The 21903-nt window shown below is 72.4% G+C and carries 15 protein-coding genes and 1 pseudogene; 8 read left to right on the top strand and 8 right to left on the bottom strand.

Features of this window, described 5'->3' with window-relative positions; translation table 11 throughout:
• Positions 1–268: 268 nt before the first annotated feature.
• Entirely contained in the window at positions 269–1807 is a 1539-nt protein-coding gene (gene amaB / locus EKD16_RS11955; protein WP_131098449.1) for an L-piperidine-6-carboxylate dehydrogenase, read from the bottom strand.
• Positions 1808–2083: 276 nt separating this feature from the next.
• Between amaB and EKD16_RS11950 the strand changes: the two genes are divergently transcribed.
• Positions 2084–3235: a pyroglutamyl peptidase gene (locus EKD16_RS11950; RefSeq protein ID WP_131098448.1), complete on the top strand. Its 1152-nt coding sequence runs from the start codon at positions 2084–2086 to the stop codon at positions 3233–3235.
• A 126-nt stretch (positions 3236–3361) separates the two neighbouring features.
• Here the strand turns inward: EKD16_RS11950 and EKD16_RS26095 are convergent, their stop codons facing one another.
• Both EKD16_RS26095 and EKD16_RS11940 read right to left on the bottom strand, forming a co-directional pair.
• Positions 3362–3802, bottom strand: a complete 441-nt coding sequence (locus EKD16_RS26095) for a DUF4190 domain-containing protein (RefSeq protein ID WP_242677355.1) — start codon at positions 3800–3802, stop codon at positions 3362–3364.
• Positions 3803–4256: 454 nt separating this feature from the next.
• Positions 4257–4679, bottom strand: coding sequence for a hypothetical protein (locus tag EKD16_RS11940; protein WP_131098447.1), 423 nt, complete (start codon positions 4677–4679; stop codon positions 4257–4259).
• A 187-nt stretch (positions 4680–4866) separates the two neighbouring features.
• Between EKD16_RS11940 and EKD16_RS11935 the strand changes: the two genes are divergently transcribed.
• Together EKD16_RS11935 and EKD16_RS11930 are read left to right on the top strand one after the other, a co-directional pair.
• Positions 4867–6144, top strand: a complete 1278-nt coding sequence (locus tag EKD16_RS11935) for an ATP-grasp domain-containing protein (RefSeq protein WP_131098446.1) — start codon at positions 4867–4869, stop codon at positions 6142–6144.
• A gap of 21 nt (positions 6145–6165) precedes the next feature.
• Positions 6166–8190: a CocE/NonD family hydrolase gene (locus EKD16_RS11930; RefSeq protein WP_131098445.1), complete on the top strand. Its 2025-nt coding sequence runs from the start codon at positions 6166–6168 to the stop codon at positions 8188–8190.
• Positions 8191–8260: 70 nt separating this feature from the next.
• Here EKD16_RS11930 and EKD16_RS11925 read toward each other — a convergent pair whose 3' ends face one another.
• Positions 8261–8944: a GntR family transcriptional regulator gene (locus tag EKD16_RS11925; protein ID WP_131098444.1), complete on the bottom strand. Its 684-nt coding sequence runs from the start codon at positions 8942–8944 to the stop codon at positions 8261–8263.
• 337 nt (positions 8945–9281) lie between these two features.
• Here EKD16_RS11925 and EKD16_RS11920 point away from each other — a divergent pair, with 337 nt between their 5' ends.
• The 5 genes and pseudogenes from EKD16_RS11920 to fdhD all read left to right on the top strand — a co-directional run bounded on the left by EKD16_RS11920 (position 9282) and on the right by fdhD (position 16851).
• Complete coding sequence (locus EKD16_RS11920; protein ID WP_131098443.1) at positions 9282–10313, top strand: 2-dehydropantoate 2-reductase; 1032 nt, start codon at positions 9282–9284, stop codon at positions 10311–10313.
• A gap of 159 nt (positions 10314–10472) precedes the next feature.
• Positions 10473–12443 carry a molybdopterin oxidoreductase family protein gene (locus tag EKD16_RS11915; protein ID WP_131098442.1) on the top strand — a complete coding sequence of 657 codons (1971 nt, stop codon included), beginning with the start codon at positions 10473–10475 and terminating at the stop codon, positions 12441–12443.
• Positions 12444–12849: 406 nt separating this feature from the next.
• Positions 12850–14884 (top strand): annotated as a pseudogene (locus tag EKD16_RS26600) (NAD(P)H-dependent oxidoreductase subunit E).
• Positions 14881–15822 (top strand): 2Fe-2S iron-sulfur cluster-binding protein, encoded by a 942-nt coding sequence (locus tag EKD16_RS11900; protein WP_131102431.1) that lies wholly within the window; start codon positions 14881–14883, stop codon positions 15820–15822. Before EKD16_RS26600 ends, EKD16_RS11900 begins: the two are co-directional and overlap by 4 nt.
• Before the next feature lie 168 nt (positions 15823–15990).
• A complete protein-coding gene (fdhD, locus tag EKD16_RS11895; RefSeq protein WP_131098440.1) occupies positions 15991–16851 on the top strand; it encodes a formate dehydrogenase accessory sulfurtransferase FdhD in 861 nt (286 codons plus the stop codon).
• Positions 16852–16968: 117 nt separating this feature from the next.
• Here fdhD and EKD16_RS11890 read toward each other — a convergent pair whose 3' ends face one another.
• The 4 genes from EKD16_RS11890 to sucC form a co-directional block, all read right to left on the bottom strand.
• Positions 16969–17550, bottom strand: coding sequence for an HhH-GPD-type base excision DNA repair protein (locus EKD16_RS11890; RefSeq protein ID WP_131098439.1), 582 nt, complete (start codon positions 17548–17550; stop codon positions 16969–16971).
• 445 nt (positions 17551–17995) lie between these two features.
• Positions 17996–19543 carry an aldehyde dehydrogenase family protein gene (locus EKD16_RS11885; protein ID WP_131102429.1) on the bottom strand — a complete coding sequence of 516 codons (1548 nt, stop codon included), beginning with the start codon at positions 19541–19543 and terminating at the stop codon, positions 17996–17998.
• 131 nt (positions 19544–19674) lie between these two features.
• Positions 19675–20553, bottom strand: a complete 879-nt coding sequence (sucD, locus tag EKD16_RS11880; protein ID WP_131098438.1) for a succinate--CoA ligase subunit alpha — start codon at positions 20551–20553, stop codon at positions 19675–19677.
• 20 nt (positions 20554–20573) lie between these two features.
• The gene (gene sucC / locus EKD16_RS11875) at positions 20574–21746 is read right to left on the bottom strand and encodes an ADP-forming succinate--CoA ligase subunit beta (protein ID WP_131098437.1); all 1173 of its coding nucleotides are present in this window, start codon (positions 21744–21746) and stop codon (positions 20574–20576) included.
• Positions 21747–21903: the final 157 nt, after the last annotated feature.

Raw genomic sequence — 21903 nt, 5'->3', positions numbered from 1 at the left:
GCGCGCCATCTGGTGCGGCGGGCGCCGACCGCGGACGGAATCGGTGTGTTGGGCCGGGCCGCATCCGGGTAGCAGAATCGACAGCCGGTCCGATAGGGCCCGAGGTCCGTATCCGGACACCCGGGCCGCACCGGCGCAGCAGATGCGGTGAGAACACCGTGCACGCGGGGCGCCGCGGTGCGGCTGCGGCGCCCCGCGTCCGTGAGACCCGGTCGGCGCGGCACCCGGACCTCCTGCCGCGTCGGCCGCCTCGCATCCGCGCCCGCCGTCAGAGGAAGCTGACTCCCTGGGCCAAGGGCAGCCGGGTGGAGTAATTGACCGTGTTGGTGGCGCGGCGCATGTAGGCGCGCCAGGCGTCCGAGCCGGACTCGCGCCCGCCGCCGGTGGCCTTCTCGCCGCCGAAGGCGCCGCCGATCTCGGCTCCGGAGGTGCCGATGTTGACATTGGCGATGCCGCAGTCGCACCCGGACGCCGACAGGAACAGCTCGGCCTCGCGCTGGTCGCGGGTGAACACCGAGCCGGAGAGTCCCTGGGGGACGCCGTTGTGCAACTCCAGCGCCTCCTCGAAGGTCCGGTAGGTGAGCACGTAGAGGATGGGCGCGAAGGTCTCCTCGCGCACGATGCCGCTCTGGCGGGGCATTCTCACCACCGCCGGTTCCGCGTAGTAGGCGGCCGGGGCCTCGGGCTCCAGGCGGCGCCCGCCACCGGTCAGCAGCCTGCCTCCCTCGTCGGCGGCCGTCTGCAGCGCCTGGCCCATCGACCGGTGCGCGGACTCGCCGATCAGCGGCCCCACCAGGGTGTCCTCGGCGAAGGGGTCGCCGATGCGGTCGCCGAGCTTGCCGTAGGCCTCGGCGACGCGCCCGGTGAAGTCCTCGGCGATGTCCTCGTGCACGATGAGGCGCCGCTGGGTGGTGCAGCGCTGCCCCGCCGTGCCGGCGGCGCCGAAGACGACGCCCTGCAGCGCCAGGTCGGTGTCGGCAGAGGGCGCCACGACCGCGGCGTTGTTGCCGCCCAGCTCCAGCAGGTAGCGGCCCAGGCGCGCGGCCACGCGCGGTGCCACCTCGCGGCCCATGCGCACCGATCCGGTGGCGCTGAGCAGGGCCACCCGCGGGTCGTCGGCCAACTGCTCGCCGATCTCGCGTCCGCCCAGCAGCACCTGGTGCACCTCGGGCGGTGCGCCGACGTCGGCGGCGGCGCGCATGAGCAGCCCGTGGCAGGCCAGAGCGGTCAGCGGCGCCTGCTCGGAGGGCTTCCACACCACGGTGTCGCCGCAGACCAGCGCGACCGCGGTGTTCCAGGACCACACCGCCACGGGGAAGTTGAAGGCGGTGATGACGCCGACGACGCCCAGCGGGTGCCAGGTCTCCATCAGCCGGTGCCCCGGCCGCTCGGACGCCATCGTGCGTCCGTACAGCTGCCGGGACAGTCCGACGGCGAAGTCGCAGACGTCGATCATCTCCTGGACCTCGCCGGCCGCCTCGGAGCCGATCTTGCCGGCCTCGACGGTGACGATGTCGGCCAGATCCCGCTTGTGCTCGCGCAGCAGTTCGCCCAGCCGCCGCACGAGGTTGCCGCGTTCGGGGGCGGGGGTGTCGCGCCAGGTGCCGCGGAATACCGACTCGGCGGTGGCGACGGCGCGCTCGGCGCCGTCGGCGCCGTGGGGGGCCAACTCCAGCAGCGGTTCGCCGGTGATGGGGGTGCGGGCCGTGTGTCCGGCGCCCCCGGCGGCGTCGGGGTCGGCGCCGCAGCGCCGCAGGGCGTCGGTGGCGCGCTCCAGCAGGCGCTCGGTGGTGGGAAGGGCTGGCATGTCCTTCTCTCTTCGTTGAGAGGCGGTTGCGGGCAGGGGACTTTTTCCCGCGGCCGCCGACCGCTAACCGCGCGCCCGCCCGGGTTGGGGGCTGCGGGGGCCGCCGGCTGTGGGAGGCTGGCGGCCGGAGCCCGCTGCCCGGCCGCGGCGCCGCCGACGCCGCGGGCGGGGACCGGGGTGACCGCTTCGGCACGAACCCGGCGACCGCGCTATACCTGGAAGGAGGCGCGGCGTTTGCCCCGGCACAGCCGGGGGCCGCACGCCGCAACGACGCACATGAGGGCCACCGCCATGACCGTCGAGGAGTCCCGTACCGCCTTCGCCGTACCGCAGGCGATTCTGCGCCGCTCCGGCTTCGCGGCCGCGGCTCCCCTGTTCGCCGCCGACCTGGCGTCGGCCCGCGACGCGCGGGAGGCCGAGGGCGTCGTCGCCTCGCACGGCCGGCGGCTGTGGACCGAGGCGGTGCGCCAGAGCGACGGCGTCCCCGACGACCGCTACCTGTACTGGGCGCGGCTGACGCTGAGCGCACGGCTGCGCGAGTGGGTCCCCTCTTTCGAGCTGGGCGAAGCGGGACGCGCCGCCCTGGCCGACCGGTTGGAGGGTGCCTCGCGGGGCCACGACGACCTGGTGTTCCCGCCCGACGACAAGCTGCTGCGGGTGGTCGTGACCGGCTTCGACCCTTACGGGCTCGACGAGGACGTGCGCCGGTCCAACCCCTCGGGCAGCGCCGCGCTCGCGCTGCACGGCTCGGATTTGGACGTGGGGGGCCGCCGCGCCGCCGTGCGCTCGGCCGTGTTCCCGGTGCGCTGGCGTGATCTGGGCGCGGGCATGGTCGAGCGGGCGCTGGCGCCGCACTATGTGCCGGGGGCGGGGGCGGTGGCCGCCGACGCGGTGATCACCGTCGGCCAGGGCCGCTCCGAGCACTTCGGCCTGCCGGTCTACAACGCCGGGCGCCGCGGCGAGGACCCCGACAACGAGGGGGTGCGGGCGCCGGGGCCGGTGCCCGCACCGCGCGAGGCGCCCACACTCGACCCGATGCCGGAGTGGACGTCGTCGACGCTGCCGCGGCAAGCGATCCTGGAGGGGGCGGGCGGGCCGTTTGCGGTGGACGGCGGAACCGGCGTGGTGGAGGTACCCGCGGCCCAAGACGCACCGCAGCACCGCTCCGGCGGTCCCACGCCCGGTTCGCGGGGGCGGGCCGGCGGGAGCGGCGACCACGTGGCCAACGAGGTGGCCTACCGCAACACGCTGCTGCGCGACGCCACCGGCCGCGCCATCCCGGCCGGCCACGTCCTCACCCCGGTGCTGGAGATCGACTCCGCGGACCCCGAGGCGCTGAGCGGCCCGGGCTTCGAGCGGGACCGCGCCGCCATCGTGGACCAGCTGCGCGCGATCGTGCGGGCGGCGCTGGAGGTCCCGGAGGGCTAGGGCTCCGGCCTGGGCGGCCGCTGCGGAGAACGGCCGGAAAGCGAAGCGCCCTCGGCTCGGTGCGCTGCCGAGCCGGGGACGCTGAGGGCGGCCGCGGCGCTGCTGCGTGTGGCGCCGGTGCGGCTCCTACGGCATGGTATTCGTCGCGAACATGTCGGGGTAGACGAAGATCCACGCGAAGATCCCGATGACGGCGCCGACACCGAAGCAGATCCAGGAGATCAGCGTGAGCATGCGCGCCGACTTGGGGTTGCTCTCGATCTGATTCAGCGCGATGATCGCCAGGATCAGGCCGACGATCCCGAACAGGCAGTTCAGGCAGATGCCGAAGATGTTGGCGACCAGTGCGCCGATGGCGCTGCCCTTGCTGGCGGGCGGCTGGCCGTAGTTCCCGCCGCCGTAGGGGTCCCCGGGCGGGGGCGGTGGGCCGTAGCCGCCGCTGGGGCCGCCGTATCCGCCGCCTCCGGGCGGCGGCGGGGGCGGGCCCTGGGGCGGCTGCTGCGGAGGCGGCGAACCGTATCCTCCGCTGCCGTAGGGCGGCTGACCCCCGGACGGACCGTAACTCATGCTGTTTCCTCCCCGGAAATGTCCACGGGCGCGCTCGCCGGCGCCGCTGGGATGTCGATGGTGCTGCCGTTCTGATGCGCACAAGACCGCCGCGGTTCCGTCGGCCGACTCGTTCCTGCTCCCGATGAGGAGGGCGATCGGCCGGGTTCGGGACATGCCCGATACCGGTCGGGGCGCGCCGGACCTCGATGTCCGCTAGGGCAGCATACGATGTTCCGCCGCCGTCCCCGTCCGCCCGCCCGCCGCGGTCCGAACACGGCCGACGGCTCCGGTGCGCCCGCACGGCGGCGTTTCCGCCGCCGCGCAGCTGAGCATCCGGCCGCCGCCGGGGCTACGCGGGGCCGCACCGGCGGCCGGACCCGGCCGCCGATCGTGATCCAACCGCAACGGCCGCGGGCGGGTGCCGGGTCGGACGCGGCAGCGGGTCGGCGGCCGGACACGGAAGCCCCCGGTCTCAGCCCTCGTCCTCCAGGATCCCGTCGACGATGTCGCCCAGCACCAGGGCGCGGTCGTCGCCGGTGAGGTTTCCGGTCTCGGCCAGCGCACCGGCGGTCTCCACCCGGTCTCCGGCACGCCCCTCGACCACGCACAGGCGCGCGACTTCGCGGGTGGGGATGTGCAGGAAGCGCAGCTCGTCGGGCGGGGCGAGGTCGTAGAGGTTGACCGGGTAGCGGGAGTGGCGGTTGCGCCACTGCTCGGCGCGCTTCAGCACGAAGCCGTGCAGCAGCGATTCCAGGATCGCGGGGTCGGCCAGCGCCTCGGCGTCGCCGTGGGCGCGGCACTCGGCGCAGTTGGCCAGTTCGGCTTTGAGCAGGCGCCGGGCAGCGGGGTGGGTGACGTGCTCGGCGTTGAGCTTGCTGGGGTGTCGGTGCGCCATGGGCCCACCTTAGGGCGCGGACGGCGCCTACGGCCGCGCATGTGCCGGTCGCGGGCGCCGCGGCCCGCGACCGGCACCCGCCGGCGTGCGCGGGAGTGCGCGGGAGTCGCGGATCACCGCGACGGCACGTCGCATCGGCTTTCCTCGCGGGTAGGCGCATCGCCCGAGGGAAAGAAAGGGGTGCGAGATGAGCGAGAACGTCTTCGTGCTCGGTATGGACGAGCACAACCGCGAGACCCTCCGCACCATCCCCCATGTCCGGTTCCATCGACTGCTGAGCCTTGAGCGGCTGCACGATCCCGAGCTGGACTTGGCCGACGTGCTGGAGGAGGCCCGAGCGGAACTCGACGCCTTCGACGGGCGCATCGACGCGATCATGGGCTACTGGGACTTCCCCGTCAGCACCCTGGTACCGATCCTGTGCGCCGAGCGGGGACTGCCCGCGCCGTCGCTGGAATCGGTCGTCAAGTGCGAGCACAAGTACTGGAGCCGCCTGGAGCAGGCGGAGGTGATCGACGAGCTGCCCGGCTTCGCCGAGGTTCCCTTCGACGCCGAGCGCCCACCCGAGTACCTGAACTACCCGATGTGGCTGAAGCCGGTGAAGGGCTTCTCCTCGGATCTGGCCTTCCGCGTGGAGGACGAACAGGGCTTTCGGGACGCGCTGGGCCGCATCCGCGAGGGCGCGGGCGAGCTCGGCGACCCCTTCGAGTGGGTGATGGACCGGATCGAGCTGCCCGAGGCGGTCGCCCGCGCAGGGGGCACGGCGTGCCTGGCCGAGGAGGAGGTCTCCGGACGCCAGCTCACGGTCGAGGGCTACGTCTACAAGGGGGAGGTGCACGCCTACGGCGTCATCGACTCCCTCAACTACCCCGGAACCCCCAGCTTCCTCCGCTACCAGTATCCCAGCGATCTCCCCGGCCACGTGCTGGAGCGGGTCCGCGACGTCTCCGTTCGCGTCGTCGGCCGCATGGGCCTGGACGACACCACCTTCAACATCGAGTTCTTCTGGAACCCCGACAGCGACGAGACCTGCCTGCTGGAGGTCAACCCCCGCCACTCCCAGTCCCACACCAAGCTGACGTCCTACGTCGACGGCCGCCCCAACCACACCTACCGCGTCGATCTGGCGCTGGGCCGCGAGCCCGAACTGGAGCAGGGCGGCGGGGAGTTCGCGGTGGCGGCCAAGTGGTTCCTGCGCCGCTTCTCCGACGGTGTGGTGCGCATCGCCCCCGACGAGGACGATGTGGCGGGCATGGAGCGGGATATCCCGGGCACTTCGGCGGAGATCCTGGTCGAACCGGGTACGCGGCTCTCCGAGATGTTCGGCCAGGACAGCTACAGCTACGCGGTAGCCGTCGTCTACACCGGCGCCGCCGACACCGAGGAACTCCAGCGCGCCTACGAGCTGTGCCTGGCCCGCCTGCCGTTCGAGGTCGAAGAGGGGCCGGCCGCAGGCGGCGAATGATACGAGAGAAGGGAGAGCCGCATGCGCCACGTCACGGCACTGCCCCACAAGGTCGTCGAGGAGCAGGGGATCATGATCCCCATGTCCGACGGCACCCGGCTGGCCGCGCGGATCTGGCGGCCCGACTCGGCCGAGGAGCCGGTCCCGGCGGTCCTGGAGTTCATTCCCTACCGGCAGCGGGATTTGACCGCACAGCGCGACTCCACCATCCACCCCTACCTGGCCGGCCACGGCTACGCCTGCGCCCGCGTGGACCTGCGCGGCAGCGGCGACTCCGAGGGGGTGCTCCAGGACGAGTACCTGGAGCAGGAGCTGCGCGACGCCGAGGAGGTGCTGGCCTGGCTGGCCGCGCAGCCGTGGTGCTCGGGCACCACCGGCATGATGGGTATCTCGTGGGGCGGGTTCAACGCGCTGCAGGTCGCCGCGCGCCGCCCGGAGAGCCTGGGCGCGATCGTGACGCTGTGCTCGACCGACGACCGCTACGCCGACGACGTGCACTACATGGGCGGGTGCCTGCTGGGTGACAACCTCTCGTGGGCCTCCACGATGTTCGCCTACACCTCGTGCCCGCCCGACCCGGCCGTCGTCGGCGAACGGTGGCGCGAGATGTGGCAGCAGCGCCTCGACCACAGCGGGCTGTGGCTGGACACCTGGCTGCGGCACCAGCTGCGCGACGACTACTGGCGGCACGGCTCGGTGGGTGAGGACCTCTCCGACATCGAGGTGCCGGTGATGGCCGTCAGCGGCTGGGCCGACGGCTACTCCAACGCGGTGTTCCGGCTGATGGAGGGGTTGAGCGTGCCGCGGCTGGGGCTGATCGGCCCGTGGTCGCACAAGTACCCCCACCTGGGGGTGCCCGGACCCGCCATCGGGTTCCTGCAGCAGTGCGTGCGCTGGTGGGACCGCTGGCTCAAGGGTGTGGACAACGATGTGATGGACGAGCCGATGGTGCGGACCTGGATGCAGGAGAGCGTACCGCCCTCCACCTCCTACGAGGAGCGGCCCGGCCGCTGGGTGGGCGAGCCCCGCTGGCCCTCGCCGCGCGTGAGCCGCCGCACCCAGCCGCTGGCCCAGGACGGCATCGCCGACGCCGGCGCCGACGTGGCCACCGCCGCCGCGTCGGTGGAGTCGCCGCTGACGGTGGGCCAGTACGCCGGCAAGTGGTGCTCCTACAACGCGCCTCCGGACCTGCCCTACGATCAGCGCGAGGACGACGGCGGGTCGCTGGTGTTCGACAGCGACGAGCTCACCGAGCGGCTGGAGATCCTCGGCGCCCCCGTCGTCAACCTGGAGTTCACCGTCGACCGGCCGGTGGCGATGGTGTGCGTGCGGCTGTCGGACGTCGCTCCCGACGGGCGCGCCACCCGGGTGACCTACGGCCTGCTCAACCTCACCCACTCCGGCGACCATGCCGACGCCGAGGACCTGGAACCGGGCAAGCTCTACCGCGTGGCCGTGCCGATGAACGGCGTCGCCCAGGCGTTCCCGCCGGGGCACCGGCTGCGGGTGTCGGTCTCGACGTCCTACTGGCCTCTGGCCTGGCCGCCGCCGGAGCCGGTACTGCTGACCGTTCTGCTGGAGGGCGACAGCTCGCTGGTGCTGCCGGTGCGCCCCACCGACAGCTCCGACGAGGTCGCACCGCAGCCCTTCGGCGAGCCGGAGGGGACCCCTCCGCTGGAGACCAGCCACCTGACACCGGGCGAGCAGGAGTGGAAGGTCGAGCGCGACCTCGTCGACTACGAGTCGTCGCTGAAGGTGGTCAAGGACCTGGGGACGGTGTACTTCGAGGACACCGCGCTGGAGGTCACCCGGCGCGCCGACGAGGTCTACTCGGTGCGCGGCGACGACTTCTCCTCGCCAATGGGCACCGCCGAGTGGCACATGCGCTTCAAGCGCGGCGACTGGGACGTCGAGACCGTCACCAAGACTGAGCTGACCGCGACGCCCGAGGCGTTCCACCTCAACGCGACGCTGGACGCCTACGAGGGCGGCGACCGGGTGACGGCGCGCACGTGGAACACGGTGATCCCGCGCGACCACGTCTAGCGGGGCCGCGCGGCGTTCGCGGCCGCCGCCCGTACCGCGCCGGGCGGCGGCCGCGAACGGGTACGCCCGCTCAGAAGCCGGCGTCGAAGTTCTCGTGGTAGGTGAGCCGGGTGCGCTCGGTGTGCTCGTTCATCAGCCGGGCGGCCTCGTCGGCGTCCCCGGCGGCGACGGCCTCGATGATGCCGGCGTGCTCGTCCCAGGAGGCCATGCCGCGGGAACGCGCGATGGGGGCGTAGTACCAGCGCACTCTGCGGTCGACCTGGGATGCCAGCTCGGCCAGCACGCGGTTGCCCGACGCCTCGATGACACCGCGGTGGAAGTCGGCGTTGGCGGTGACCACCGAGTCGACGTCGGCGTCGTCCACGGCACCGACCCCGGCGCGCCACAGTTCGCGCAGGTACTCGACCTGCGCCGGCCCTGCGGTGCCCGCGGCCAGGCGGGCGGCCTCGGTCTCCAGCACGGCGCGCACGGCCAGGAGCTGGTCGGCCTCGCTCTCGGTGGGTGTGTGCACGAAAGCCCCGTAGCCGGGGCGCAGGTCGACCCAGGCTTCGTTGCTCAGCCGCTGCAGGGCCTCGCGCACCGGCTGCCGGGAGACGCCGAGCTGCTCGGCGAGTTCGCTCTCGACCAGGTGCCGGCCGGGTGGGAACTCCCGGGTGATGATCAGGTTGAGGATAGTCTCGTATACCGCCTCACGCAGTGGGACAGGCCGTTGCACCCGCCCACTCAGCGCGGCTTTCAACGGCTGTGTGGTCATTGCGCCGCTCCTGCCCGTCGCACGGTGATGCCTATCGGATGATCGGCATGGTGTAGACAGTCTACGAAATCCACTGCGGCGGCGCAGTCCGAGCGGCGATCGCGGGCCCGCGGACGGCTCGCGGCCCGCGATCGCACGGATGGGCACCCGGCGGGTGCGGCGGCCGGCGAGGCCGCGCACGCCCCCTGCGGGCGAGGACCCGGTGGCGGAGAAGAACTCGGGAACTTGCTGTTCGCCTGCATTCACCCGTTCCTTTTCCGCAGCCACCCCCTCGCCACATGCACCGACATCAGCATACTGTATACAAAATCGTTCGGGCGAGAGAACGGAGTGCAGTATGAGAATCGCCATCCTCGGCGCCGGCGCGATCGGCGCCTACGCCGGCGCGGCCCTGCACCGCGGAGGGGCCGACGTCCACATGATCGCCCGCGGCCCCCACCTGGAGGCCCTGCGAGCCCGCGGCGTGCGCGTCCTCAGCGACCGGGGGGACTTCGCCGCGCGCCCCCACGCCACCGACGACCCCCGCGAGATCGGGCCGGTCGACATCGTCTTCCTGGGGCTCAAGGCCCAGCACTACGCCGGGTGCGGCCCGATGCTGCGCCCGCTGATGGGGCCCGGCACGGCCGTGGTCGCCGCGCAGAACGGCATCCCCTGGTGGTACTTCCACGGCGTTGCGGGCCCGCTGGCCGAGCACCGGGTGCACACGGTCGACCCGCAAGGCTCGGTCAGCCGGGCGATCCCGGTGGAACGCGCCATCGGCTGCGTCGTCTACGCCGCCACCGAGATCGAGGGCCCCGGCGTCATCCGCCATCTGGAGGGCACCCGGTTCTCCATCGGCGAGCCCGACGGCTCGATCTCGCGGCGCTGCACCGACTTCGCCGACGCCATGGTCGCCGGCGGGCTGAAGTGCCCGGTCGAGCCCGAGCTGCGCGAGGACATCTGGGTCAAGCTGATGGGCAACATCACCTTCAACCCCCTCAGCGCGCTGACCCGCTCCACCATGGCGCAGATCTGCGGCGACCGCTCCTCGCGTGAACTGGCGCGGGCGATGATGAACGAGACGCTGGAAGTCGCGGCGCGCCTGGGGATCCGCCCGGAGATCTCCGTCGAGCGCCGCCTGGCCGGCGCCGAGCGCGCCGGGGACCACCGCACCTCCACCCTGCACGACGTGGAGCGCGGCCGCCCGATGGAGCTCGACGTCATCCTCACCGCCGTGGTGGAGCTGGCGGATCTTGTCGGGGCCCAGGTGCCCACCCTGCGCACCGTGGACGCCGTGGCCCGGCTGCTCAACGCCCGGCTCGTCGACGGCTCGGTGGCGAGCCGGATGGCCGCCGGCGCCGCTGCCGCCGCCCCCGCACCCGCAGCCTGAGAGGGGCCGAAGGGGCGGCCCCCTGCCCGTCGCCCCTTCCCCGCGGCCGCACCGCCCTTGTCCGCTTCCCCTTGCCTGCGGTATAGGCGTCGCATACTGTAGACAATATTTCCTGCGGTCCACCGCAGTGGCCACGAGACCCAAGCGAGGCCCCAGAAGATGCGATCGGACGATCACCAGCCCAGCAGCTACGAACGCCTCACTCGCCCGCTCGTGCGCGAGGACGGCCGACTGCGCCCCGCCTCCTGGGAGGAGGCACTCGACCGCGCCGCCGCCGGCTTCCGCACCGGCGTGGAACGGCACGGCCCCGACGCGTTCGGCATGCTCTCCTGCGCCCGGGCCACCAACGAGATGAACTTCGTCGCCCAGAAGTTCACCCGAGTCGTCATGGGCACCAACAACGTCGACTCCTGCAACCGCACCTGCCACGCCCCCAGCGTGGCCGGCCTCTCCGCCGCCTTCGGCTCGGGAGGGGGCACCTCCTCCTATGCCGAGGTCGAGGACACCGACCTGGTCATCGTGTGGGGAGGCAACCCGCGCGCCGCCCACCCGATCTTCTTCCAGCACGTGCTCAAGGGCCTGCACAACGGCGCGCGGATGTTCGCGGTCGACCCCCGGCGCACGTCGTCGGCCCAGTGGGCGGACCGCTGGCTCGGCCTCAACGTCGGCACCGACATCCCGCTTGCGCACGCCATCGGGCGCGAGATCATCCACGCCGGGCTGGCCAACGAGACCTTCATCCGGCGCGGCACCTCCGGATTCGAGGAGTACCGCGAGCTGGTGGAGCCGTGGACGCTCGCCGCGGCCGAGGCCGAGACGGGCGTGCCCGCCGAGGCCATCCGCGAGCTCGCCCACGCCTACGCCACCGCCGAGCGAGCCCAGCTGTGCTGGACCCTGGGCATCACCGAGCACCACAACGCCACCGACAACGTCAAGGCGCTGATCAACCTGGCGCTGCTCACCGGGCACGTCGGCCGCCACGGCTCGGGACTGCAGCCGCTGCGCGGGCAGAACAACGTCCAGGGCGGCGGCGACATGGGCGCCATCCCCGACCGCCTCGCCGGGTTCCAGGACATTCTCGACGCCGAGGTCCGCACCCGGTTCGAGTCGGTCTGGAACACCTCGATCCAGCCCAGCAAGGGCAAGACGCTCACCCAGATGTTCGAGTCGATGGACGGGGGCGAGCTGAAGACCCTCTACATCATCGGCGAGAACCCGGTGCAGTCGGAGCCCGAGACGATGACCACCACCCGCCGCCTTGAGCGGCTGGACCACCTGGTGGTCCAGGACATCTTCCTGACCAAGACCGCCGAGTTGGCCGACGTCGTGCTTCCCGCCAGCGCGTCCTGGTGCGAGTCCGACGGCACCTTCACGAACAGCGAGCGCCGGGTGCAGCTGGTGCGCAAGGCGCTGGACCCCCCGCCGGGCGCGCGCGACGACATCGCCATCATGTGCGACCTCGCCCAGCGCCTGGGCCACGCCTGGCAGCAGCCGAGTGCCGAGGAGGTGTGGGACGAGCTGCGCAGCCTGTCCCCCATCCACCGCGGCATGACCTATCAGCGGCTGGAGGAACTGCACGGCATCCAGTGGCCGTGCTACTCCGAGGACAGCCTGGAGCCGCCGTTCCTGCACTCCCGACTGTGGTCGACCGACCCCGGCAAGCGGGGCGAGGCGGCCCCCTTCGGCATCGTCGGCCACTCGCCTCCGGTCGACCTGCTCGACGACGACTACCCCTTCCGCCTGACCACGGGCCGCCGGCTGGACGACTACAACACCGGTGTGCAGACCAGCGGGTTCTCCTCGCCCATGCGGCGCGGCGAACTGCTGGACATCTCGCCCGAGGACGCCGAGCGGCTGGGCATCGCCGACGGCGAGACCGTGCGCGTCTCCTCGCGCCGGGGATCGGTGCTGGTACCCGCCTCGATCGCGACGGAGATGCGTGCGGGGCTGGTGTTCATGACCTTCCACTTCCCCGACCAGGTCGACACCCAGCTGCTGACCATCGACGCCACCGACCCGGTGGCCGGCACCGCCGAGTACAAGGCGGCGGCCGTGAACATCGAGAAGCTGATCGAGGGCGCGGCGCCCGCGGGGGCCGCCGGAGCGGCTCCTGTACCGGCGTCGCCCTGACGCCGTGAGCCGCGCGGTCCGCGGCCGGGATCCACGCGGTCCCGGCCGCATGCCCGGGTGCGCTGTTCGCCACCCGGCACCCGGGCGCGGACCGCGCTGCGCGGCGGGCGGGCGGGGGGCCGGTGATGCGCCCCGCCGCGGCACACGCGTGCCGCCCGGCGCGCATCCGGGGCGGCCGCCCGTACGGCGCCCGGGCGGCCGCTGCCGGCACCGCGCCGGCACGATCGAGGGCGCTGCGATCCGCCGCGGCCTGGTCGGCGCCACCCTGTGCGCACCCCCGGCCACCGGTGCTCGGTACCGCCGAACACGCAAGCGACCAGGGGTTGCCCACGGTAGGAATGAAGCATACTGTAGCCCGTATACAACGTCTGTGACCTGGCTTACATGATTCGAGGTGACCGGGGACGTGGACCTGCACTTCCTGGATGCTGTGCCGGAGCCCGCCGAGCGGGAGGCCGTGGACGCCGTCCTCGGCCCGCCGGAGTCGGGGTGGGACGGCGGCACGCGCCAGGCCTCCGATCTGCGATTCGCCGAGGGCGGCCACGTCGCCCGCGGCCGTCGCGACCTGCTCCTGCCGGCCCTGCACGCCGTCAACGACCGGGTGGGCTGGATCAGCCCCGCCGCACTCGACTACATCTGCCGCCGGCTGACGATCCCGCCTGCCGAGGCCTACGGCGTCGCGACCTTCTATGCGATGTTCTCCCTCAAGGAGCGACCCCGCCGGGTCGTGCACGTCTGTACCGACATCGCCTGCGCGGCCAAGGACTCGGCGGGGCTGTGCGCGCAGCTGACCGAGCGCGCCGGCCCTGCGGGCACCGAGGGCGGCGAGTTCACCTGGCACGAGAGTCCCTGCCTGGGACTGTGCGAACGCGCGCCGGCGGCACTGTCGCTGGAGGCCGGCGACCCGCCCCGCTACAGCGTCGCCGCTCCGGCCTCCGCCGACGACATCGTCCCCGGGCCCGGTGAGGTCGCGGCAGGGCCCGCCGCCGACAACCCCGACCACCCGCTCCCCCGGCCCGGATCCGTCAACGGCCACGGCCCCTCCCAGAACGGCGACGGCCCCGGCCCCCACCTGAGCCACCCCGCCCCGCGCGCCACCTTCTCCCCCCGAGACCCTGCCCGGCCCCGCACCCGAGCCCTCCGCGGCGACCGCGGTCCCCCAGGCGGGCGACGACGACCTGGTCCTGCTGCGCCGGATCGGCGTGGTCGACCCCGCCAGCCTGGACGACTACCGCGCCAACGGCGGCTACGCCGCGCTGCGCGAGGCGCTGCGGATGGGCCCCAGCGGCGTCATCCGCGAGGTGAACGACTCCGGCCTGGTCGGACGCGGCGGCGCGGCCTTCCCCACCGGGCGCAAGTGGGACGGCACCGCCAAGCGGCCCGAGACCCCCCGCTACGTCATCTGCAACGCCGACGAGAGCGAACCCGGCACCTTCAAGGACCGGGTGATCATGGAGGGCGACCCGTTCTCCGTGATCGAGTCGCTGACCATCGCCGGCTACGCCAACAACGCCGCCAAGGGCTACATCTACATCCGCGGCGAGTACCCGCGGGCGCTGTCGCTGCTGGAGAACGCCATCGAGCTGGCCCGCGGGCGCAACCTGCTGGGCACCGACATCCTCGGCTCCGGCTTCGACTTCGAAATCGAGATCCGGCGCGGCGCCGGAGCCTACATCTGCGGCGAGGAGACCGCGATCTTCAACTCGATCGAAGGGCTGCGCGGCGAGCCCCGCAGCAAGCCGCCCTTCCCGGTCGAGCGCGGCGTGTTCGGCAAGCCCACCGCCATCAACAACGTCGAGACCCTGGTCAACGTGCTACCGATCATGCTGATGGGCGGCCCCGGCTACGCCGCCATCGGCACCGGCCGCTCCACCGGCCCCAAGCTGTTCTGCGTGTCGGGCTCGGTGCGGCGCCCCGGCGTCTACGAGGTCCCCTTCGGGGCGAGCCTGCGCGAGCTGATCGCGATGTGCGGCGGCACGGGCACGAACGCCGACGGCACCGCCCGCGAGCCGCGCGCCGTGCTGCTCGGCGGCGCCGCCGGCGGATTCGTGCGCGGCGACGAACTGGACATCCCGCTGACCTTCGAGGGCGCCCGCGAAGCCGGCGCCACGCTGGGTTCGGGCGTCATCCTGGTACTCGACGACACCGTCGACCTGGCCGCGATCCTCGTACGCATCGCGGCGTTCTTCCGCGACGAGTCCTGCGGCCAGTGCGTGCCCTGCCGGGTCGGCACCGTCCGCCAGGAGGAGGCGCTGGTGCGGCTCTCCGACGGCGGACCGCGCCGCACCGACGTCGCACTGCTGCGCGAGGTGGGCGAGGCGATGCGCGACGCCTCGATCTGCGGCCTGGGCCAGACCGCGTGGAACGCGGTGGAGTCGGCGATCGACCGGCTGGGCGTGTTCGGCCCGCAGGAGGAACAACCCCTAAAGGAGGTCCGGTGAGCACACCGGTAGCTATCGGGACGCCTCGCCGCCTGGTCGAGGTGACCGTCGACGGCGAAGAGGTCCGCGTCCCCGAGGACGCCACCATCCTGGACGCCTGCGAGGCCGTCGGCACCGAGGTGCCGACCCTGTGCTACGGCGACACCCTCACCCCGCGCAACGCGTGCCGCGTGTGCGTGGTCGAGGTGGAGGGGGCGCGCACACTGGTGCCGGCCTGCTCGCGCAAGGTCGAGGAGTCCATGTCGGTGGCCACCGACTCCGAGCGGGTCCGCCACAGCCGCAAGATGGTGCTGGAGCTGCTGGGGTCCTCGGTGGACCTGTCCACCACACCGAAGATCCCCGAGTGGAACGAGCGCTACGAAGCCCGTCCAGAGCGGTTCGGCCCCCGGGCCGAGCCCGCGCCGATGGGCGAGCGCGACGCCCGCCGCGCCGGTGAGCACGAGGTCGGCGACGGCACGGCCGCCGAGACCGTGGAGCAGCCCACCAAGATCGACAACGACCTCTACGTGCGCGACTACGGCAAGTGCATCATGTGCTACAAGTGCGTGGACGCGTGCGGCGAGCAGTGGCAGAACACGTTCGCGATCGGGATCGCCGGCCGCGGCTTCGACGCCCGCGTGTCCACCGAGCACGACTTCGCCCTGCCCGACTCCGCCTGCGTCTACTGCGGCAACTGCATCGAGGTCTGCCCCACCGGCGCGCTGTCGTTCAAGACCGAGTACGACATGCGCAACGAGGGCACCTGGGACGAGGACCGCCAGAGCGAGACCACCACCATCTGCACCTACTGCGGAGTGGGCTGCAACGTCACCCTGCACGTCCAGGACAACGAGATCGTCAAGGTCACCTCGCCGCACGACAACCCGGTGACGCACGGCAACCTGTGCATCAAGGGGCGGTTCGGGTTCCAGCACGTACAGCAGAGAAGGCGCGACTGACGCGGCGCGGCCCCCGCGGGGGCCGCCGCACGCGGCCTGGTCGGCGCGGTCGGATTCCGATACGACTGAAAAGGGACGGAAACGGGAATTCCTTCCGAGTCCGGTCCACGCACACCGAAAGCACGCCGGGCACGGGGAGCCCCCCGGCTCTGCGGAAAGGGGAGGTCCATGGGACGGGTCACGGTTCGCGAGCCGATCCTGCGGATCCGGGACGGCGCCGTCAGCGAGCGCCCGGACACCCTGGTCGCCGAGGAGCCGCTGGAGATCCGGATGAACGGCCGGCCGCTCACCGTCACGATGCGCACTCCCGGCAACGACTTCGACCTGGCGGCGGGGTTCCTCGTCAGCGAGGGGGTCGTCACCTCCGCCGAGGCGATCGCGACCATCCGCTACTGCGCGGGCGCCACCGAGGACGGCTCCAACACCTACAACGTCCTCGACGTCGTGCTGGCATCGGGGGTTCCGGTGCCCGAGGCGTCGCTGGAACGCAACTTCTACACCACCTCCTCCTGCGGTGTGTGCGGCAAGGCGAGCCTGGAGGCGGTTTCGACCACGGCCCACTGGTCGGTCGCCGAGGACGAACCGCACTTCACCGTGCCCGTGCTCGCGGCCATGCCCGACCGCCTGCGCGAGGCCCAGCGCGTCTTCGACCGCACCGGCGGGCTGCACGCCGCCGGTCTGTTCACCGCACAGGGGGAGCTGCTCGCGCTGCGCGAGGACGTCGGCCGCCACAACGCGGTCGACAAGCTCGTGGGCTGGGCCCTGCGGGACGGCCGGCTGCCGCTGCGCGGCAGCGCGCTGATGGTCTCCGGGCGGGCCTCGTTCGAACTCGCGCAGAAGGCGCTGATGGCGGGAATCCCGATGCTGGCAGCGGTCTCCGCGCCCTCGTCCCTGGCCGTGGAGCTCGCGGCCGAGCAGGGACTGAGCCTGGTCGGGTTCCTGCGCGGCACCTCGATGAACGTCTACGCCGGTCGGCACCGGATCACCCTGGAGACGGCGTCACAGACGCCGATGGCGGCCCCGGGGTGACTCCGCCGACCGGGCCGGTAGGCGCGAGACCGGCCGGCGTGCACCAGCCCCCTGCGCCGGCCGGTCCCGACAACTTTCCCGCGGCAGCGCCTGAAGAAGGCGGCGCCGGCGGCGCGTCTACTGGCCCTTCTCGGCCTTCTTCGCGGCCTTGGCGCTCTTCTTGAACGCGCGCACCTCGGCGAGGGTCTGCTCGTCGACCACATCGGCGATCGAACGGCGCGCGCCCTCGTCGCCGTAGTCGCCGGCCGCCTCGCGCCAGCCTTCGGCGCGCAGGTCGAACTGCTTGCCGAGCAGGGCCAGGAAGATGCGGGCCTTCTGATCGCCGTAGCCCGGTAGCGCTTTGAGACGCTTGAGCACTTCCCGCCCGTCGGGCTCGCCCGAGGTCCACACCGCGGCGGCGTCGCCGCCGTAGTGCTCGACCAGGTAGCCGCACAGCGACTGGATGCGCGCGGCCATCGACCCGGGGAAGCGGTGCACGGCCGGCTGCTGCGAGCACAGCGCGGCGAACTCCTCGGGATCGGTCCGCGCGACGGTCCCGGCGTCGAGGCCGCCCATCCGGTCGGCGATCTTCTTCGGCCCGGCGAAGGCCACCTCCATCGCCACCTGCTGGTCCAGCAGCATGCCGATCAGCAGCGCCAGCGGCTCCGACGCCAGCAGCGCGTCGGCTTCGGGTTCTTGGACGAGGTGCAACGAGGTCATGCGCCCAGTCTCCCAGGAGAGCCGATCGACGCCACGCCGCGGCGCGGGTGGGCGTGGTCGCGCCCGGGTGAGGTCGGCGGCGCCGGGGGCGCGCTCGGGGCCGATGCTGCGCGGCGTATTCAGGCACCCTCCGCTGAACCGCCCTGATTGCCGCCACCACCGAGGCTGCGGCAATGGGTCGCAGTGAGCGCAGCGAGCGAGACAGCTTGGCGCCGCGCGCACCGTGCACCCTTCAGTCGGAGCCCGACCACCCGAGCGGGCCTCCGGCGAAATGGGGCGGCATCCGCTCGGCGGCAAGCCGGCGCGCAGCGCTTCGCGCGTCGTGCCCAATTGCCGCAACCCGGTGGTTGCCCGCTCCGGGAGATCCCGGCGGGTTTCTACCCTTAGGCCCGGTGCCGCCCCTGCTGCGCAGCGGCGACACCGGGCCGGACCGGTAGGCCCTGGGCTACCCGTGCTCGCGGGGCACCAGCGTGTAGTCGGGGAAGTTGCCGGGCAGCCGCTCGTCGGCCGGGCCGTGGCTGACCGCGTGGACCAGCAGCTTGCCCCCCACGAAAGCGCCGCGCCACGAGTGGCCCCAGCCGCCGAACATCTCGTCGCGGTCCCCGCGCGAGCGCGGCTTGTTGATGCCGACCTTGAACGCGCGCACCTGCGCCGACAGCCGCGCGGCCGTGTCGGGGTCGTCGGTGGAGATGGTCGAGACCAGCGCGCCGTTGCTGGCGTTCATGGCCGCCAGCAGCTCGGCCTCGGTGTCGACCAGCACGATGGAATCGGCCGGGCCGAAGGGCTCGGCGTGGAACAGCGGCGAGGACCGCGGGGGCTCCAGCAGCGACACGGGCGCCACGTAGGCGTCGGTGTTCTGGCCCGGTAGCAGCAGCGCGTCCTCCAGCGAACCGCGGTAGAGCGGGACCGCGCCGCCGGCGACCGCCTCGTCCACCTGGGATCCCAGGTCCTTGGCCTTGGCGGCGTTGATCAGCGGGCCGAAGTCCAGCTCGGGCAGGTCCTCCTCGGGCGCCGAGACCGCCAGGGGGTGTCCGAAGCGCACCGAGGCGACCGCGGGCAGGTAGGCGCTCAGGAAGCGGTCGAACGCCGAGCGCTGCACGACGAAGCGCGGATAGGCGGTGCAGCGCTGCTTGGCGTAGTCGAAGGTCTTGCGGACCTGGCCGGCGAAGGTCTCCCAGTCGCTGAACTCCCACACGCCCCAGCAGTTGAGCCCCTCCTGCTCCAGGATGTGGGGCTTGCCGAGGTCGGCGAGGTCGGTGGCGACCTGGCCGCCGGTGTCGCGGCCGCCGACGAAGGAGACGCAGCCGATCTCGGGGGAGCGCACCAGGACCGGCGAGAGGTTCCGCCCGCTGCCGCTGACCAGCGTGAAGGGCAGACCCTCGCGCGCGGCCAGGGCCACGGCCAGTGTCAGGCACACGAGTCCGCCGTCGGTGGGGGTCTTGGCGATGGCGGCGTTGCCGGCCAGCGCCTGGACGCACATGGCGTGGGTCAGCACGCTCATCGGGTAGTTCCAGCTTGCGATGTTGCTGACCGGGCCCTCCAGCGGGGCGCGGCCCTCCATCATCTCCTCGATCTGGTCCAGGTACCACTCCACGCCGGAGATGGCGCGGTCGACGTCCTGGCGCGCCAGCCGCCAGGGCTTTCCGATCTCCCACACCAGCGCGAGCGCCAGCGTGTCGCGGTGCTCGCCCCAGGACTCGATCGCGGCCCGCACACGGGCGCGGCGCTCCGCCAGCGGGGTGACACGCCACTGCCGGTGCTGATCGGCGGCCGCGCGCACGGCGGCCTCGGCGGTGTCGGCGTCGACCATGGGCGGTCCGGCGATCTCGGTTCCGTCGACGGGCGAGACCGCCAGGCGCGGTTCTCCGTCCGCCCTCCAGCGGCCGCCCCAGTGGTTGAGCACCCGGTCGGCCGCGAACGCCTCGGGGGCGATCCCGCGGCAGCGCTGATACAGGGTCGTCCATTCGGTCCCGGGCTTGAGCATGAGGGTCATAGGTTTCCCCTGGTGGTCTACGGTGCTGCTCACTCTGCTGCTGCAACGGTCCCCCGGGCACGGCGCGGCGGCCACCGCCGTGCCGCGGCTGATTCGGCGACTTTTGCCGGAAACGGCGCAACCCGCGATTGTTAAGCCAGGCCCCGCGCGATCTCGGCCGTCTCCGAGGGGGTCTTGCCGACCTTGACGCCGGCCGCCTCCAACGCCTCCTTCTTCGCCTGCGCGGTACCCGCCGAACCCGACACGATCGCCCCGGCATGGCCCATCGTCTTGCCCTCCGGCGCGGTGAACCCCGCCACATAACCCACCACCGGCTTGGACACCCGCGAACGGATGTAATCGGCCGCCCGCTCCTCGGCATCCCCGCCGATCTCACCGATCATCACGATCGCGTCGGTCTGGGCATCGGCCTCGAACGCCGCCAGCGCATCGATATGGGTCGTCCCGATCACCGGATCCCCACCGATCCCCACCGCCGTGGAGAACCCGATATCACGCAGCTCATACATCATCTGATACGTCAGCGTCCCCGACTTCGACACCAGCCCGATCCGCCCCGGACGCGTGATGTCGGCCGGAATGATGCCCGCATTGGAGGCCCCCGGACTGATCAGCCCCGGACAGTTCGGCCCGATGATGCGCGTCCGGTTGCCCGACGCACACGCATGCGCCCAGAACGCCGCCGTGTCGTGCACCGGGATCCCCTCGGTGATCACCACCGCCAGCCCGATCCCGGCATCCACGGCCTCGACCACCGCCGCCCGGGCGAACTTCGGCGGCACGAACACCACCGACACATCCGCGCCCGTGGCCGCCATGCCCTCGGCCACCGAGGAGAACACCGGCACACCCGTACCGTCGATGTCCACACTCGTACCGGCCTTGCGCGGATTCACCCCGCCCACGATGCGGGTCCCCGAGGCCAGCATCCGCCGCGTGTGCTTGGTGCCCTCCGAGCCGGTCATGCCCTGCACCAGCACCTTGCTGTCCTTGGTCAGGAAAACAGCCATCCCTTATCCACTCTCCCCGGCTACTTCGCGGCCAGCTCCGCGGCCTGGGCCGCGGCGCCGTCCATGGTCGGGGCCTGGCGCACCGCGGGGTGGCCGGCCTCGGTCAGGATCCGCCGCCCCCGCTCGGCGCTGTTGCCGTCCAGGCGCACCACCAGCGGCTTGGACACGTCGTCGCCGCGCGCGGCCAGCATCTCCAGCGCCTGCACGATCCCCTCGGCCACCGCGTCGCAGGCGGTGATCCCGCCGAAGACGTTGACGAACACGCTCTTGACGTCGCCGTCGCCCAGGATGATCTCCAACCCGTCGGCCATCACATCCGCCGAGGCGCCGCCGCCGATGTCGAGGAAGTTGGCCGGCTGCACCCCGCCGTGGGCCTCGCCGGCGTAGGACACCACGTCCAGGGTGGACATGACCAGTCCGGCACCGTTGCCGATGATGCCGACCTGCCCGTCCAGCTTGACGTAGTTCAACCCCTTCTCCTTGGCGCGGGCCTCAAGCGAGGCGGAGTCGCCGTCGTCGTGGAAGGGCGTGCGCTCGGGGTGGCGGTCCAGGGCGTTGTCGTCCAGGGTGACCTTGCCGTCCAGGGCCAGGATGCGGTTGTCGGCGGTGCGCACCAGCGGGTTGACCTCGACCAGGGTGGCGTCCTCCTCGCGGGCCACCTCCCACAGCCGCTGCAGCACGGTCGCGGTGGGCGGGTGGACCTGCTGGGGCAGACCGGCCTTCTCGCAGATGGCCAGGGCCGTCTCGCGGTCCAGGCCGTTCAGCGCGTCGACGGGCGTGCGCACGACGGCCTCGGGCCGCTTCTCGGCGACCTCCTCGATCTCCACGCCGCCCTCGGCGGAGCAGATCGACAGGAAGGTGCGGTTGGCCCGGTCCAGCAGGAAGGAGACGTAGTACTCCTCGGCGATGTCACTGGCCTCCTCGATCAGGACGCGGTGGACCGTGTGGCCCTTGATGTCCATGCCGAGGATCCGATCGGCCTCGGCCCGGGCGTCGTCGGGGTCGTCGGCCACCTGCACACCGCCGGCCTTGCCGCGGCCGCCGGTCTTCACCTGCGCTTTGACGACCACCCGGCCGCCGAGGCGGGCGGCGCTGAGCGCGGCCTGCTCGGGGGTCGTGGCCAGCTGCCGCTCGGCGAGCGGCACGTCGTGGTCGCCGAACAGCTGTTTGGCTTCGTATTCGTAGAGGTCCACCGAGCCTCCTCGGCATCGCTGTGTCGTCTGGGACCCTCACCACTGTGATACGCGAGATCGTATGCAGTATGCAATACCATCATGCGAGACTCTCGCCCCGCCGTGCCGATGCAACCCGCGTGATCCGGTGCGCTCCCTGTGATTTCACGAAAGGAAG

Origin of the sequence: Streptomonospora litoralis (genome assembly GCF_004323735.1) — a bacterium.
In the GTDB taxonomy this organism is placed as follows: Bacteria; Actinomycetota; Actinomycetes; order Streptosporangiales; family Streptosporangiaceae; genus Streptomonospora; species Streptomonospora litoralis.
Note: the sequence above shows the minus strand (reverse complement) of the source record. Positions and strands in the feature narration are given on the sequence as shown.